This is a genomic window from Mycobacterium sp. SMC-19 (genome assembly GCF_045310815.1).
Taxonomy (GTDB): domain Bacteria; phylum Actinomycetota; class Actinomycetes; order Mycobacteriales; family Mycobacteriaceae; genus Mycobacterium.
In genome coordinates this window covers 246801-262315 of sequence record NZ_JBJIAM010000004.1, presented here as the reverse complement: position 1 = coordinate 262315, position 15515 = coordinate 246801, and the positions used below count along the sequence as shown (strand labels likewise).

General features: G+C 67.4%; 13 protein-coding genes and 1 tRNA gene. 6 read left to right on the top strand and 8 right to left on the bottom strand.

The window, feature by feature from the left end; translation table 11 throughout:
* Positions 1-79: 79 nt before the first annotated feature.
* Both ACJH5R_RS11280 and ACJH5R_RS11275 read right to left on the bottom strand, forming a co-directional pair.
* Positions 80-829, bottom strand: coding sequence for a hypothetical protein (locus ACJH5R_RS11280; RefSeq protein ID WP_406758619.1), 750 nt, complete (start codon positions 827-829; stop codon positions 80-82).
* A 15-nt stretch (positions 830-844) separates the two neighbouring features.
* Positions 845-2839 carry a TPM domain-containing protein gene (locus tag ACJH5R_RS11275; protein WP_406758620.1) on the bottom strand — a complete coding sequence of 665 codons (1995 nt, stop codon included), beginning with the start codon at positions 2837-2839 and terminating at the stop codon, positions 845-847.
* Between the two features lie 136 nt (positions 2840-2975).
* On the opposite strand from ACJH5R_RS11275, the gene ACJH5R_RS11270 reads away from it, so the two are divergent.
* Complete coding sequence (locus tag ACJH5R_RS11270; protein WP_406758621.1) at positions 2976-4229, top strand: deoxyguanosinetriphosphate triphosphohydrolase; 1254 nt, start codon at positions 2976-2978, stop codon at positions 4227-4229.
* Between the two features lie 61 nt (positions 4230-4290).
* Here ACJH5R_RS11270 and ACJH5R_RS11265 read toward each other — a convergent pair whose 3' ends face one another.
* A complete protein-coding gene (locus tag ACJH5R_RS11265; RefSeq protein WP_406758622.1) occupies positions 4291-5058 on the bottom strand; it encodes a sensor domain-containing protein in 768 nt (255 codons plus the stop codon).
* A 93-nt stretch (positions 5059-5151) separates the two neighbouring features.
* Here ACJH5R_RS11265 and dnaG point away from each other — a divergent pair, with 93 nt between their 5' ends.
* Positions 5152-7080 carry a DNA primase gene (dnaG, locus tag ACJH5R_RS11260; protein ID WP_406758623.1) on the top strand — a complete coding sequence of 643 codons (1929 nt, stop codon included), beginning with the start codon at positions 5152-5154 and terminating at the stop codon, positions 7078-7080.
* Between the two features lie 30 nt (positions 7081-7110).
* On the opposite strand, the gene ACJH5R_RS11255 is transcribed toward dnaG, so the two are convergent.
* The gene (locus ACJH5R_RS11255) at positions 7111-7365 is read right to left on the bottom strand and encodes a hypothetical protein (protein WP_067971485.1); all 255 of its coding nucleotides are present in this window, start codon (positions 7363-7365) and stop codon (positions 7111-7113) included.
* Positions 7366-7499: 134 nt separating this feature from the next.
* Here ACJH5R_RS11255 and ACJH5R_RS11250 point away from each other — a divergent pair.
* Positions 7500-7575: transfer RNA gene (locus tag ACJH5R_RS11250), tRNA-Asn, on the top strand.
* 15 nt (positions 7576-7590) lie between these two features.
* Here the strand turns inward: ACJH5R_RS11250 and ACJH5R_RS11245 are convergent.
* The gene (locus ACJH5R_RS11245) at positions 7591-7986 is read right to left on the bottom strand and encodes a hypothetical protein (RefSeq protein ID WP_406758624.1); all 396 of its coding nucleotides are present in this window, start codon (positions 7984-7986) and stop codon (positions 7591-7593) included.
* A 50-nt stretch (positions 7987-8036) separates the two neighbouring features.
* Positions 8037-9983, bottom strand: coding sequence for an acyl-CoA dehydrogenase (locus ACJH5R_RS11240; RefSeq protein ID WP_406758625.1), 1947 nt, complete (start codon positions 9981-9983; stop codon positions 8037-8039).
* A 54-nt stretch (positions 9984-10037) separates the two neighbouring features.
* Here ACJH5R_RS11240 and ACJH5R_RS11235 point away from each other — a divergent pair, with 54 nt between their 5' ends.
* The 3 genes from ACJH5R_RS11235 (at position 10038) to ACJH5R_RS11225 (ending at position 12749) form a co-directional block, all read left to right on the top strand.
* Positions 10038-11192: an esterase-like activity of phytase family protein gene (locus ACJH5R_RS11235; protein ID WP_406758626.1), complete on the top strand. Its 1155-nt coding sequence runs from the start codon at positions 10038-10040 to the stop codon at positions 11190-11192.
* Between the two features lie 199 nt (positions 11193-11391).
* Positions 11392-12084 (top strand): TetR family transcriptional regulator, encoded by a 693-nt coding sequence (locus ACJH5R_RS11230; protein WP_406781957.1) that lies wholly within the window; start codon positions 11392-11394, stop codon positions 12082-12084.
* A complete protein-coding gene (locus ACJH5R_RS11225) occupies positions 12084-12749 on the top strand; it encodes a TetR family transcriptional regulator (RefSeq protein WP_406758211.1) in 666 nt (221 codons plus the stop codon). Before ACJH5R_RS11230 ends, ACJH5R_RS11225 begins: the two co-directional genes overlap by 1 nt.
* A 5-nt stretch (positions 12750-12754) precedes the next feature.
* Here the strand turns inward: ACJH5R_RS11225 and ACJH5R_RS11220 are convergent, their stop codons facing one another.
* Both ACJH5R_RS11220 and ACJH5R_RS11215 read right to left on the bottom strand, forming a co-directional pair.
* Entirely contained in the window at positions 12755-13120 is a 366-nt protein-coding gene (locus tag ACJH5R_RS11220; RefSeq protein ID WP_406758212.1) for a PAS domain-containing protein, read from the bottom strand.
* A gap of 418 nt (positions 13121-13538) precedes the next feature.
* Complete coding sequence (locus tag ACJH5R_RS11215; protein WP_406758413.1) at positions 13539-15347, bottom strand: putative bifunctional diguanylate cyclase/phosphodiesterase; 1809 nt, start codon at positions 15345-15347, stop codon at positions 13539-13541.
* Between the last annotated feature and the right edge of the window lie 168 nt (positions 15348-15515).

Here is a 15515-nt window from a genome sequence, read left to right as displayed (position 1 = left end):
GCCCGCAGGCCTTTGGCGTGCGGGCACTTTCGCTGTGGTGTCTGAGCAGTGCCGAACAGCGCCGGCGTGCTGAGCGCGGTCAGTCGCCGGCGGCTTCGGGGGATATCGACCTGAAGGGCTTGAACCAGTCGGTTCGTGCGCGCCAAGAAAGCTCGGATGCGTAGGCGAATGCCATGGTGCTCACGCCCGCGAAAATCCAGGTGGGCAACGTGACCGCACTGCCGAGCAGCACGCTGGTCAACTGCGCGAGGATCGCCGCGACTTTGAAGACGACCCACACCAGGTAGTACTGCGCGGAAGCCGCCGAGCGCGGATCACCGCGCAGGGCCAGCAGCACCCGCCCGGTGAACCCGAACAGATAGAGCGCCAAGGCGCCGATCAGCGCCCAGTACACCCCGAACCACGGACCTCGGGGTGCGAAGACATCCAGATACCCGGGTTGCCCGCGATCGGCTATGCAGAACACGATGACTATCAGCGGCAGGCCCAGTTTCAGCGGCATCATGATGTGGCGCCGCTTGAGCAGCCTGGCGTGATCGTCGTCGGCCAACCGCGTGGTCAGGTGCTCGAACATCGCCGCCACCGCGCCGAACATGCAGAGCACCGCCAGCAGGCCGGCGACATTCCACAGTCCGAACACCCGGTAGACGAGCGGGTCGAAAAGTGTTGGACCCAACGGGGACATCAGCAGACCCGCGCAGACGATGAGAACCAGGACGCGCGAGGGATTGGCGTCCCAGCGTGAGCCCCAGGTGTGACGGCGCGCCCACAACGCGTATCCGCACGCCGCCAGGGCCGCCACCAAGGCGACATTGATCAGATCCAACATAGGTTCACCAGCAGACTAGAACCGGCCACCGCCGCCGAAGAATCCTCCCCCCGACGAGGAGCCGCCGAACGAGGTCGGACTCCAACCGCCCCCTCCGCCGCCACCGCCGAAGCCGCCGCCACCACCGGAGAGGATGTTGCCGATGATGATGCCGCCCAGCATGGCGCCGGTGTCGTTGCCGCCGCGGGGATCATTGCCGTAACGCCCGTAGTAGGCCCGCTGCGCGTCCTGTACGTCGGCCTTGGCCAGCGACTGCGCCGCGGCGGCCAGGGTGGCCGCGCCGTTGGCCTGGGTGATGGCTCCGGCGACATCGGTGGCGCGTTTGTCGTTGGCGGCGTCGAGGCGGCGCCGTGCCTCGGCCAGCCGGGTGCGCGCCTCCGGGCCCACGCTGCCGCGACGGGTGTCGATGTATTCGGACACCGCGCGAATGCGCGACGACGCCGTGAACAGGGCCTGCTCGAGCGTGCGGGCCAACCGCTCGGCGGCTGCGCGTTCTTCGGCCACGGTGTCCAACAGCTGGTCCAGGTCGGCGTCGGCCTTGATCAGCGCGGTGAAGGCCCCCAGGGGATCTCCGGTGGTGCGGGCGGTGGCGACGGCCTTGACCACGGTGTCGCGGGCGGCGGTCAGCTCGGACTTGTGTGTGCCGACTCCGCGTTGTAGCTGGGCGGCGGCTTGGGCGATGCCGGCCTCGGCGTCGGCGATGCTCGCAGGCAGGGTGGCGACCGCGTGGCGGATGTCGCTGGCGGCGTTGTCCACCGCGTCGAGCAGCGCCCGGCCCTGGCCCAGCCCCGACTCGGCGGCACGCACCGCATCCACCAGGTCGCTCTGTCCGCCGGTCACCGGGTGGTCGGCCAGGCTGCGCGCCCGGGTGATGTTGCGTTCGGCGAAGGCGGCCCGGTCCTGTGCGGTCTTGACGTTGCCGGACACCGAACTGAGCGCGGTGGCGTCGAACTCGGTATGCAATTGGACTAGGCGCTGCTCGGAGGCCGGAATGCGGCCGGTCAGCTCGACCAGTTGCTGGGTCAATGTGTTGAGGCGGTCGGCGGCGCCCAGCACCAGATCCCGCAACTGCTCGAACGCGGCGCGCTGGGTCTCCAGTTCGCGGTCTGCCTTGGAGGCGGTGACGATCACCCCGGTCAGCAGATCGCGCTGTTGGGCCGGCGTCTCGGGGATGTCGTCGTCGAGTTGCTGGCGAACGGTGAAGGCGTGTTCCATGGCCGCCTTGGCCGAGGCGACGGCCTGCGCGAACGGCCGGGTGCGCTCGTCGCCGAATTCCTCGACGGCCAGCTCCAGTTCGTTGGCGCTGGTGCGCACCGCGTTGTCGACCTCGACTACTTTCTCTCGCGACAGGGCGTCCAGGGCGAACACCGGCACGTCGGTGAGCGCGTTGGGATCGGTCGGGTCGACTCGCCGGGCCGCCGCCAATGCCGCGGCGTGGCGCCGGCGCCGCAGGTGACGAACCACCAGCAGCAACACCAGGCCGGCGGCCGCCACCGCGGCCAGGGCGAGCAGGATCGGTGCCCAGCTGACCTCGGTGGGTGCGGCGGCGGCATCGAGTCCGGTGGCGGCAGCTGAGGCTGCGCCGGCCCAGTTGCCCAGGTGCAGGGCCGGTTCGATCTGGTTGCGCCGCAACGCGTCGACCTTGCCCGAGCTGATCTCGGAGATACCGTTGGACACCAGGAAGGCGTAGCTGCGGTCGGCGGTGGCTACCGCGAGCAAGGCGTCGTTGCTGCCCAGATCGCTGAGCCGCGCCGTGCTGCGGCCCCAGTCCTCGGCGGTCTGCCCGGAGAACACGTCGACGTAGACCACCCACAGCCGAATGTGCCGGTCGGCATAAAGCTTGTCGATCGCGTCCTGCACCCCGGCGCGCTCCGATTGCGAGAGCGCCCCGGCGCTGTCGGTGATCAAGGTGGGCAGACGCAGCGCAGGCTGCGCCGCAGCGCTTGGAGCTACCAGCAGCACTGCGATCAGAAACGCTAGGGCGGCGCTGGCCAGGCGGGGGATGCGCATGCCGGTAAATCTATATGCGATCCGGGGGCGATCGACGCCAATTCTGCGACCGGCTCACCCGGTTCCGCCGGGTTGGGTGCCGAACTTCGGCCCGGCGTGTCACGGTCCCGGCCGGGGTCAAAATAGACTGGCGGCGGTGGCCACAAACTCCTGCGACAGCTACGACGCGCACGACCGCGACCGCGTGGTGGCGGAGCCGTCGAAAACCGCCGGCCTGCCCGGAACCGGCGGCCAATATCGCACCGATTTCGCCCGCGACCGGGCCAGGGTGCTGCACAGCGCTGCGCTGCGTCGGCTGGCCGACAAGACTCAGGTCGTCGGCCCCCGCGACGGCGATACCCCGCGTACCCGGCTGACCCACTCGCTGGAGGTGGCGCAGATCGGGCGGGGGATGGCGATCGGACTCGGCTGCGACCCTGATCTGGTGGACCTGGCCGGGTTGGCCCACGACATCGGCCACCCGCCCTACGGTCACAACGGTGAGCAGGCGCTCAACGAAATCGCCTCGAGCTGTGGTGGATTCGAGGGAAATGCGCAGAATTTTCGAATCCTGACCAGTTTGGAGCCCAAGGTCCTGGCGCCTGACGGTGCCAGTGCGGGGCTGAATCTGAGCCGGGCGGCGCTCGACGCGGTCACCAAATATCCGTGGCGCCGTCGCGCGGCGGACGGCTCGGTACGGACCAAGTTCGGCTTCTACGACGACGACCGGGCGGCCGCCGAATGGATGCGTCGCGGGGCTCCGGAGGGGCGGGTCTGCCTGGAGTCGCAGATCATGGATTGGGCCGACGACGTCGCCTACTCGGTGCATGACGTTGAAGACGGCGTCATTTCAGGTCGGATCGATCTGCGGGTACTCGCCGATGCGTCGACCGTGGCCGAGCTGACGCGTCTGGGCGACCCCGACGGGGTGCACGATCTGGCTGGGGCGGCTCGCCGACTCACCGAATTGCCGGTGGTGGCCGCCGTGGGTGATTACGACGCGACCCTGTCGGCGTCGGTGGCACTCAAACGGTTGACCAGTGAGCTCGTCGGGCGCTTCGCCTCCGCGGCGATCACCGCCACCCACGCTGTCGCCGGTCCCGGGCCGCTGACCCGCTACCAGGCAGACCTCGCGGTGCCCGAACTGGTGCGAGCCGAAGTGGCCGTACTGAAAACCCTTGCGGTGCAGTTCATCATTTCGTCGGATCAGCATCGCAGGATTCAGGCCGCTCAGCGCGAGCAGGTGCACGAGGTCGCGCATCGGCTGCTCGCCACGGCACCGGACAGTCTGGACCCGCTCTTCATTCCGGCGTTCACCGCCGCGGCCGACGATGGTGCGCGGCTGCGGGTGATCGTCGACCAGATCGCATCGTGCACCGAGGGGCGGCTGGAACGCCTGGTCGCGGGCTAGTGACACAGCGGCGCCCCGGCTGCACCCGGCTTCGCCGCGCTTGCGAGCACCGCGGGTGAACTCAGCCGAGCTTGGCGACCTTGTCCATCATGGCCCGCACGACATCGGTGCTGCTGGTCTGCGGGTCACCGGAGCCACTGGCGTTCTCGGTTCCGGTGAAGGCGATCAGAACTCCGACGATGCAGTTGTCCTGCAGGCCGATGGCGCGGGTGTCGGGTGCCTTGGGGCTCTTGTCGAGGACGATCGACGCGGCCAGCACATCGTCAGTGACCCGCACGTCGGTGATGTGCATCTCGGTGCCCGGAAGGTGCGGGGATCCGGCGGTGTCCGGGTCGGCCGCGTTGACCGGTTGTCCGTCGCAGTGCTTCCACTGCTCGGTGAACTTGTCGAACAGCTGCCGGGCGTCCGCGGCGGTGGGCAGGGCGACCACGGCCTCCTTGACGAACATCACCCGGGTGTCGAGCGGCTTGAAGCCGTCGCGGGTGGGCGCGGAGTCGATCCACGTCTCACGCGCGTAGCTCTGGACCGGGGCCGACGCGTACACGCTGCGCTGCGCGACGTCCAAGACCCCGACGCAGTCGCCGGGGGTCGCTGAGTCGTCCATGGCCTCCAAGCCGCCGTAGGACGGCGGGCCGGTGACAGTGGTGAAGGGCTGATCCAGCATGGCGGTCAGCTCGGTGCCGTTGAGCAGCACCTGCTTGACGGTCTCGCCGCTCACACCGGCCGCACCACGGGACCGGTCGGGCAGCACCAGCCAGGTCGTCACCGCGGCCGCGGCGAGCACGGCGACGGCGACAAGGGTCACCAACCAGACCCGTTTCGAGTTCATTTACGCCCCTGACGCAGCAGTTGACCCGTCATTAAAGCATGGGCAGTGCCGGCATCAGGGGGCTAGGCGCAGGGCGCGCTCTAGACTGACCCAGTGCCAGGCCGTATCTCCGATCGCGACATCGCCGCCATCCGCGAACGTGTCCGAATCGAGGACGTGGTCGGTGACTATGTGCAGCTCAGGCGCGCCGGCGCGGACTCGCTGAAGGGTCTGTGCCCGTTTCACAATGAGAAGTCGCCGTCCTTCCACGTCCGGCCCAACCACGGCCTCTTCCATTGCTTCGGTTGCGGGGAGGGTGGCGACGTCTACGCCTTCGTGCAGAAGATCGAGCACGCCAGCTTCGTCGAGGCGGTGGAACTGCTGGCTGACCGGGTCGGCCACACCATCACCTACACCGGTGCGTCGGCGACCAACATCCAACGCGAGCGCGGTGGCCGCAGCCGGCTGATCGCCGCCAACACGGCGGCCGCGGAGTTCTACGCCGCGGCACTGAGCACCCCCGAGGCCGCACCGGCGCGAAAGTATCTCACCGAGCGAAACTTCGATGCCGCGGCCGCCGAACGCTTCGGCTGTGGTTTCGCCCCGTCCGGGTGGGACGGCCTGACCAAACACCTGCTGCGCAAGGGCTTCGAGTTCAAGGAACTGGAGGCTGCGGGACTGTCCCGGGAAGGGCGCCGCGGCCCGATGGACCGATTCCACCGCCGGCTGCTGTGGCCGATCCGTTCGTCGGCGGGGGAGGTGATCGGGTTCGGCGCCCGCCGGTTGTTCGATGACGACCCGATGGAGGCCAAGTACGTCAACACCCCGGAGACCACGCTCTACAAGAAGTCCAACGTGCTGTTCGGTCTCGACCTGGCCAAACGCGACATTGCCCGTGGACACCAGGCCATCGTCGTCGAGGGGTACACCGATGTCATGGCGATGCATCTGGCAGGTGTCACCACCGCGGTCGCCTCGTGCGGTACCGCGTTCGGTGATGAGCACCTTGCGATGCTGCGCCGACTGATGATGGACGACAAGTTCTTTCGGGGCGAACTGATCTACGTCTTCGACGGTGACGCGGCGGGCCGCGCCGCCGCGGTCAAGGCGCTCGAAGGTGAGCAACAGCTGGCCGGTCAGTCCTTCGTCGCGGTCGCCGCCGACGGCATGGACCCGTGTGATCTGCGTCTGGCGCACGGCGACGAGGCGCTGCGTGACCTGGTGGCACGCCGTACCCCGCTGTTCGAGTTTGCGGTGCGCACCGCCCTCACCGAAATGGACCTGGACACGGCCGAGGGCCGAGTCTCCGCGCTGCGCCGCTGCGTGCCGATGGTCGCCCAGATCAAGGACCCGACGCTGCGCGACGAGTACGCGCGTCAGCTGGCCGGCTGGGTGGGCTGGGACGACGTCGCACAGGTGATCGGCCGGGTGCGTGCACAGGCCAGGAACGAGGCCAAGGGCGACACCAGGGGCACCGGACCGGCCAGGGAACGACAGGCGGCTCCGTCAGCTGCCAAACCCGCCGAACAACCGGCGGTCGCACGTCCTAACCCGGCCGATCCGACGTTGTGGCCGCAGCGCGAGGCACTAAAGGCGGCACTGCAGTTCCCGGCGTTGGCCGGGCCGGTGTTCGACACCTTGACGGTGGAGAGTTTCACCCACCCCGGTTATGCCGCGGTGCGCGCTGCGATCGATGCAGCCGGGGGGACCGCGGGAGTGGCCGGCGCCGGCGGTGCACAGTGGATCGAAACAGTGCGCGAGCAGACGCCCTCGTCACTGACCACCGCGCTGATCCACGAGCTGAGCGTGGAGGCCGTCTGCGTCGACGAGGACAAGCTGCCGCGCTATATCGGCGGGGTGCTGGCCCGGCTGCAAGAGGTGTGGGTGGGCCGACAGATCGCCGAGGTCAAGTCCAAATTGCAGCGCATGTCGCCGGTGGAGCACAGCGACGAATACCACGCGCTCTTCGGCGACCTGGTCGCCATGGAGGCCTACCGGCGCAGTCTGCTGGAGCAGGCCAGCGGCGACGATCTGACCGCCTGATGGCAGTGCGTGCCCCGGCGCGCTGACGGCTCACCGCTGCGGGTCGTCGTCCGGTTCTTCCGGTCGCACCACCGTGATGCCGTCCTCGAGTTCGGTCAGCGTCACCATCGTCGGATCGGGATGGATCCGGTCGGCGATGCTGCGCCGTCCCTTGTCGATCAGCGCCTTGGCGACCGGACTACTGGTCACCGCGTGATAGGTGCCGACAATCTGCTCGTAGCGGCGGCGGCCGGCTTTGGTGCCCATCACGTAGCCGACCCCCATCACCACGACATACCCGATCAATGCGGCCCCTTAGAACAGTCGATGCAGTGCTTCCATCCTGCCTCACGCGGTGCAACGGGGGCCGGGTGCGACCCCCGTTGCACGGCGGTGATTTGGGTATGCGCTAGAGTCTTGCAAGTCCGCGAGGACAGCAATCCCCTGTAGCTCAATTGGCAGAGCATTCGGCTGTTAACCGGAGGGTTGGTGGTTCGAGTCCACCCGGGGGAGCCACGTTTGAAACCGGCGTTAGTCCAGCCGGGGAATCACTGACGGACCCGCCTGCGAAGGCGGCTGCTGCGGTGCGAACATCCCAGGCACCTGTTGTTGCTGCGCTCCCTGCTGCTTGGCGGCACGGGCCTGGGCGAGCGCGTTGACCAGCGGGTTGTTGGCCATCATTTCGCGGCGTTCTTCTTCGCTGAGCTCGTAGATCGCCCACGCGCCCCAGGCGGCCGGACGCACATACACGGTGACCTGCTGGCGGCCGTTGTTGAAGACGGCCGGAACCGCTACGGCCCGGTCGGTGGCCGCGAAGGTGGCCATCTCCTCGGTGATCCGCTCGAGATCGGCGGTCTCGTGCAGCTCATAGGTAGGCGCTTGCACGCCTTTGGTGGGGGTGGCATTCAGGGCGAGGAACCACGCCATGAGAGGTACTCCTTTGTTCGGTCTGGGGTCCAGACAGCCTATAAAGACGGCTACCCGGTGGACGCACCGGCGGGCGGTAGCGACAAGTGTTCCGGATGCAGCATTTCGGCGTACCGCAGTTGTTCGGGGATGCCGAACCCGTCGATCAGGGTCTGCGCGTGTGGGCGCAACTTTCGGCACCGGTCGTTGATCCCGCGGGTGACCGCCTTGGCCCGATCGGTGGACAGATACCGGTGCTCGATGTACCAGGCCTTGTCGTCCTCGATGACGCTGAGCGCGTACAGGTCGCACACCAGCTCCAGCAGATCGCGGGCCTCGGGATCCTGGCAGGAGTCGATTCCGGCGACGAACGCCTCCAACACGACTCGGTCGATGTGAGCGGTGGCCGCATGCAGCATGTGGTCCTGGACCGCGTTGAAGGCGTCGAAGTCGCTCATGTCCTGGGCCTTGCCTCTGAGCCGCCGTGCCACCGAGGTCAGCAGATACTCCTCGCGATCTTCGAACATGTGCACCTGGGTGCCCCGGTTGAACAGGCTGCCCTCCTCCTCACTGTCCTGCCTGGCGTCCACGATGGTCTGGATGATCGTCTCGGCCGCAGTGCGTTTGAGCACCCGATCCCCGACGGCTTCGGCCGCGAACCGCACCCACCCGACCGGACTCATATCGGCGATGTCATCGGCGTACGTGGTCAGCAGCTGCTTGGCAACCAGTTGCGTCAGCACGTGGTTGTCGCCCTCGAAGGTGGTGAACACGTCGATGTCGGCGCGCAGGGCGATCAGCCGATTCTCGGCCATGTACCCGGCGCCGCCGCACGCCTCTCGCGCCTCCTGGATGGCGCGGGAGGCGTGCCAAGTATTGGCTGCCTTCAGTCCGGCGGCTCGTGCCTCCAGCTCCCGCTGTTCCTCGGCGTCGGGCTCATCCGCGGTCTGCAGATCATGGCAGCGGCCCACCAGCTCGTTCTGGGCGAACTGCAGCGCATAGGAGCGGGCAATCAGCGGGAAAAGCCGGCGTTGGTGCACCAGATAATCCATGATCAGCACCTCGCGTTCGGCCCCGTCGTCGCTCGGTGCGCTGAACTGCCTGCGCTGCAACGCATATCGGGTGGCGATATCCAGTGCGACCCGGGCGGCCGCACCCGCGCTGCCGCCCACCGAGACCCGCCCGCGGATCAGGGTGCCGATCATGGTGAAGAACCGCCGACCGTCGCTCTCGATCGGCGACCGATAGTTGCCGTCGGGATCCACCTCGCCGTAGCGATTCAGCAAGTTCTCCCGTGGGATCCGGACGTGGTCGAAGACAATGCGCCCGTTGTCCACCCCGGGTAGGCCACCCTTGTAGTGGCAGTCCGAGGTGGCGACACCGGGCAGGTCGTTGCCCTGCGCGTCGCGGATCGGTACCAGGAAGCAGTGCACGCCGTGGTTCTCGTTGCCGGTGATGAGCTGGGCGAAAACCGCTGCGACGGCCGCGGTTTCGGCGGCGCCGCCGATGTAGTCCTTGCGTGCCGAGCCGGTGGCGGAGTCAATGACGAATTCCTGGGTGGCGGGGTCGTAGGTGGCGGTGGTCTCCAGCGACTGCACGTCGCTGCCGTGGCCGGTCTCGGTCATCGCGAAGCACCCTAGGAGGTCGAGGTCGATGACCTTCTCGACGTAGGCGCGATGGTGGCGCTCGGTGCCGAGGTTCTCCACGGCCCCGCCGAACAGCCCCCACTGCACTCCGGCCTTGACCATCAGCGACAGGTCCGACATCGCCAGCATCTCGATCATGGTGATTGCCGCGCCGACATCGCCGGTGCCGCCGTGTTCCTTGCGGAAACTGTCGGCCGCCACGCCGGATCCGGCCATGATCTTGAGTTGCTCGGCGACTTTGGCTCGGGCGATCACCGTGTTCGGCGTGTAGTGCGGACGGAATTTCTCATCGCACAGAGTGGCCCGGACCTGGTTTTTCACCGTCCGCCAGCGGCCGTCCAAAGTGTCGCGCAGGGCATCGGAAGTGGTCACCTCACCCACCGTATCCAGGCGGGGCCGCCGATAAACCGGGTTTAGATTACGGATGTGGGTGGGAAGCGCAGTCGGCTGCCGGCGCTATGCGGTGTGCTGCTCGCCGGCGGCGCCGCACTTGCGGGTTGCGCACCGTGCGATACCCCGGCGGCGACCACCGGACTGCAGTACCTCGGCCAAGCTCAACTGGCGTCGAACAGCACGTTTGCCGGCACCGTCGTGGGCGGCCTGTCCGGAATCAGTTACGACCCCGGCCGCGACTGCTACTACGTGATCAGCGACGACCGGTCGGCCAAAGGACCGGCCCGGTTCTACACCGTGCGGCTCTCGGTGTCCGACCGCGGCGTCGATGACGTGGCGATCAGCGCCATGCATCCGCTGCTGGACGAGGGCGGGCGCCCGTTTGGGCCCCAGGCCTTCGATGCAACGCCGCCGGTCATCCCGCCCGACCCCGAAGGCATCGCGTTCGATTCCGGCCGGCAGCGGTTGTATTGGTCGTCGGAGGGGGAGCGGCGAACCGACGGCCCGCGCGGTGCGGTGCTGGCCGACCCGTGGGTGCGGACCGCCGGGCTCGACGGCAGCTACCTCGGTCGGTTTCCCATCCCGCCGCAGCTGGCGATGTCGGCGGAGCCCACCGGGCCGCGCCGCAATACCACCCTCGAAGGCCTGACGGTGACCGCCGACGGGCGGATGCTGTTCGCCGCTATGGAAGGCCCGGGCTATGACGACGGACCGCTGCCGGATCGCGTCCACGGCGCGCTGACCCGCGTCACCGCCTACCGGCTCGATTCCGACGAGGGCCCTGGCGCACCGGTCGCGCAGTACGCCTACCCGCTGGAGCCCGCCACCGGACCGGCCAGAACCAACGGTCTCACCGACCTGGTGGCACTGTCGGACACCGCGTTCCTGGTGATCGAGCGTGCGTTCAGCGATCGTCCGACGGTGCGGCTGTTTCGCGCCGAGATCGCCGGCGCCACCGATGTGCTCGATATGCCGGCGCTCGCCGGCGTGGCCGTGACTCCGATGGCCAAGACATTGTTGGCCGACCTGTCCGACACGCCCGGGCTGGACCCGCTGGACAACATCGAGGGGCTGACGCTGGGGCCGCGTCTGTCCGATGGCCGGCAGACGGTAGTGCTGGTCAGTGACGACAACTTCTCGCCGCGCGAGGTCACCCAGTTCGTCGCGTTCGCCATGCCCGCCGACTAGCTCGGACAGCAGTCAGCGCCGACGCGACAGGCCCAAGCAGACCGAATGCAATCTGGCGCCACAGAATTGACGTTTTCCGAATGTCATCAGAGGTGAATGACGATTTCAAGTATAGAAATGAGTCACCTTCGGCATTCGACTGATACCGTAACCCGGGTGTGGTACGACTGCTGGTCAGCGACGAGGCTGAGATCACGCGTTGGCTGAGTCGACCGACCGGCGCGCCGATGCGACGCGTCAGCAGATCATCCGTGCCGCTGCGCATCAGTTCGCCCAGCGGCCCTTTCACGACGTCGGCCTGGACGACATTCTGTCTGAAGCGGAATTGACCAAGGGCGCGATGTATTTCCATTTTCGATCTAAGCATGCGCTTGCCTTGGCTGTCATCGACGAACAACTCGCGAGGACCGGCACTGCGATCCGGGGTTTGGTGGACCGCAAGCTTTCTGGCCTGGAGACGATGCTGGACGTGGGCTACCTCATGGCGGTCGAGGACCTCACCAGTGACAGTGCCCGGGCGATGCTGCATCTGCTCCCCGTGGTCGGCGGTGCTGAGGGGCTGCAGGCCACCGTGCTCAACAACGCGATTCAGGCGTTGAGCGTGGTGACCGAGCGGGCCATCGCCGAAGGCGATGTCCTCGACCGCGACCCGCACGATGTGGCCCGGATGATGGTGGCGCTGTATCTGGGTCTGCGGCAGGCGGGCAATCTCGATGAGCCCGAACAGTTCCTGCGGGAGCTGGAGCGGATCTGGTCGGTTGTGCTGCCCAGTGTGGTGCCTGCCGATCGCATCGACTATTTCGTTCAGTTCGTACGGCGCCGTACTGCGTTGGCAGTCAAGACCACATCGGCGGGAGCGAAGTCAGCGGCACCCGACAGCGAGGTTGGCTGATGGCGCGCCAGGTCCGGTCCGAGGCGACCCGCCGCAAGCTGCTCGATGCGGCCATCGACGTATTCGGCGAGGCCGGATACGTCGCCGCCGGGCGAACCGCGATCATCGAGCGGGCCGGGGTGACCAAGGGGGCGCTCTACCACCATTTCGACTCGATGGACTCGTTGGTCACGGCCATCATCGAGGGCGGTTTCGCCACCGTCTTGACCACATTCCGGAGCATGTGCCAGCCGTCGTCGCCCGCATTGGAGGGGATGATCCACGGCATGTTCGCGGTCACGGAGGTGCTGTCCGTCGACAAGGAGGCGCGCGCCGCGGGTCACCTGGTCTTCGCGCTGGCCGAATCCAACGAATTGGGGGCTGAGGTCGGCGGCGAATGGGCAGACGCCGTCGCCGATCAGACCGCGCGAGCAATCGCCGAGGGCGACCTGTGCGAGGAACTCGATGCCCGCCAAGTTGCCGAGTCGATCACCTCGGCGATGCTCGGGACGTGGCTCATGACGCACTACGCAGGTGACAGCATCGGCCGGGTCACCCGGATGTGGGAGACGCTGCTGCCCGCGATCGTGGTGGCCGACTCGCTGCCGTATTTTCGGCAGTTTCTGGCCCGCGACGCGCTGCGCTATCAGAACGGCAGTGACGGCGGATCAGCCGTCGAACCCTGACGGCGCTAGCGCTCCTCCAGCCACAGCTGCTCGGTGAGGTCTTGGAACGTCGCGAGCGCAACCCGGTCGTCGGCACGTTCGAGCGCTGACTTGCTCATCAGGGCGCGCACCGTCGAGCCGTCCCGATGTTCCAGGGAAACAACGAGATTGGCCAGGGAGTGCATCACCGACAGCGCGGATTCCTCAGCCGGCGGAACCTGACCGAAGATCTGTCGGAACTCCAGGGCCAGCACCTCTTCCTGGGTGTAGCCCAGCATGGCGGCGAACCCGGTGTTGGCGAACAAGATGGTGCCGTCGTCGGCGATCGCGAGCACCGGAACCGGGATCCGCTCGAGAGCGACCAGGGCCGGCAGCTGCCGCAGAGTATCCATCGGTGCCAGAGGGGTTTGCGTGTTCCGCCGTCGCTCCATAGGTCTGATTATGACGGCCACCGCCGGTGGCGCGGGCGTTGTTCGCCGCCGCCGCGTGCTGAGAGCGGCGCCGGCAACAACTACGGCGTCAACGTGACCTGACGCACAGTCTTGTATAGATTGAACACCATCCAAAAGGTATGTACTATCTCCGGTTATGCGAGGGACGGGTTTGTACGGATCGGGCACGCTGAGGCGTGCGCCGGGTCCGGCGCCGGTGAGTTCCTCCCAAAGCTTCGCCCGGGGCACCTTGAGGGGTCCGCATCGCCACTTGCCGCCGCATGCCGAGCCGCGTTGGTGCACCGCACCGACCGCAGCGCTCGCCGGCAGGCAGCCGGGGGTGCGGTTGTGTGCCGCTTTCTACCGGGCGATGTTCTTGTCAGATCACCAAAGCCTGGCTGTCGGCCAGGAAGGGCATCGCCATCCAGCGTGACGCCAGCATTGCTTCGGCGGCGGGACCCGGTACCGGGCGGGAGAACAGGAATCCCTGCGCGCGGTGACAGCCGTGCCGCATCAAGGTGAGCGCGGCCGCTGAGGTTTCCACGCCTTCGGCGACCACCTGCAGGCCGAACGCCTCGGCCAGCGCGATGATCGCTCGGACGATCGCGAGGTCACCCGGGTTGACGCCCAATTCCCGGACGAACACGGTGTCGATCTTCAGGGTGTCGACCGGCAGATCCTTCAGGTGTGACAGGACGGCGTAGCCGGTGCCGAAGTCGTCGATTGCGATCTGCACCCCGGCTTCGCGCAGTTCCGCCAGGGTGCGACGGGTGCTTTCGATGTTCTGCACCACCGCCCGCTCGGTGATCTCCAGACACAGCGAGCCGGGGCGTAGGCCGAATTCGTGGATGGTTTCGACCACGTTCTGGACGAAACCGCGGGCGGCCAACTGGACCGGCGAGACGTTGACCCGCAAGGTGGCGTTGGTCCGGACGCCGTTGGCCTGCCATTGACTGAACTCCGCGCACGCGGTGCGCATCACCCAGCGGCCCAGATCATCAGCCAGGTTGGCGGATTCGGCGATGCTGATGAACGAACTCGGCAGCAGCAGTCCGCGGGTGGGATGACGCCAGCGGACCAGCGCTTCCACCGCGACGATGGCGCCACTCCACAGATCGACCTCGGGCTGGTAGTACAACAGCAACGACTCATCGTCGATCTTGCCCTGCATGTGCAGTTCGATGTCCTTGCGGAACAAGCTCTTGAGCGACATGTCGTCGGTGGAGCTGACGGTCTGGTTGCCGCCGCCGCGTTTCGCCGCCAGGACGGCCTCGTCGGCGCGGTGCAGCAGACCGGCGCTGGTGTCCTCGCCGGGCAGCCCCACCGTCACGCCCACGCTGACCGTGCTGTTGACCGTGTGGCCCTGGATCTCCACCCGCTCGCGCAGTGCGCCTTGCAGCCGGTCGGCGAACGTCTCGGCGCTGGCCATCGACATCGGCCAGTCCGGGATGACGACGAACTCGTCCCCGCCGATCCGGGCCGCCATGGTCCGGTTCCCGGCGTACGCGCGCAGCCGCCGGGCGAAATCCTGGATGAACCAGTCACCGGCGGCGTGACCGAGGTAGTCGTTGATCGGCTTGAGCCGGTCGAGGTCGATGTAGAAGACGCCGACCGGTCCGGGGTTGCCGGCGACGAGTCGCTCGGACAGGTGCGCGACCAGCGCACGGCGGTTGTGCAGGCCGGTCAGGTCGTCGTGATCGGCCAGATAGCGCAGCCGCTCCTCGGCGGCGACGCGGGCCTGCAGCTGCGCGAACAGCGATGCGATCGCCTCGATCGTGTTGAGTTCTTCGGGTCGCCACTTGGGTCGGCGGAACTTGACCAGGCCGAGCATGCCGATGGTCACCGGCCCGGAGATCAGCGGCGCGGTGGCTACCGACAGCGATTCGATGGCATGGTCCATCGCCATCTGGCGCACATAGCCGGACTCGTCCGGCTCCGGCCGGATTACTGCCACCCGCTTGCCGTGGGCGCAGGTGGTGAAGACCGGGTCGGCGGTGGTGAAGGAGACGACCGCCAAAGGGTCGGGCTCCGGGGCGTCGGTGCGCGGCGGCCATTCGGCCACCAGCTTGGAGGCCCTGATCTCGTGATCATTGTGGCGAAGGAATCCGGCGTCGACATTGAGCTGTTCCACCAGCGTCTGCAGCACGCGTTCGCTGACCGCGGCAGCCGTCGATGGTGTGGTGGCCATCAGTTGGGCGGCGATCGAGGTGACCAGCGCCAATCTATCCGCCACGATGTCCTTCCCCCGAAGACCGGCAGCCCAGTGGGCGAGCCGAGGGGGCCGCAGGAGGCCTAGGATCGCTTCGGGCCGATGCCGCTGTCGAGCATATTCGAAAAGCCCGTCAAGCTGGAAACT

Coding starts and splice junctions, on each gene's coding strand:
- ACJH5R_RS11280 (WP_406758619.1), bottom strand. CDS start 829: ATGTTGGATCTGATCAATGTCGCCTTGGTGGCGGCCCTGGCGGCGTGC.
- ACJH5R_RS11275 (WP_406758620.1), bottom strand. CDS start 2,839: ATGCGCATCCCCCGCCTGGCCAGCGCCGCCCTAGCGTTTCTGATCGCA.
- ACJH5R_RS11265 (WP_406758622.1), bottom strand. CDS start 5,058: ATGAACTCGAAACGGGTCTGGTTGGTGACCCTTGTCGCCGTCGCCGTG.
- ACJH5R_RS11245 (WP_406758624.1), bottom strand. CDS start 7,986: ATGGCGTGGTTCCTCGCCCTGAATGCCACCCCCACCAAAGGCGTGCAA.
- ACJH5R_RS11225 (WP_406758211.1), top strand. CDS start 12,084: ATGGCGCGCCAGGTCCGGTCCGAGGCGACCCGCCGCAAGCTGCTCGAT.
- ACJH5R_RS11220 (WP_406758212.1), bottom strand. CDS start 13,120: ATGGATACTCTGCGGCAGCTGCCGGCCCTGGTCGCTCTCGAGCGGATC.
- ACJH5R_RS11215 (WP_406758413.1), bottom strand. CDS start 15,347: ATGGCCACCACACCATCGACGGCTGCCGCGGTCAGCGAACGCGTGCTG.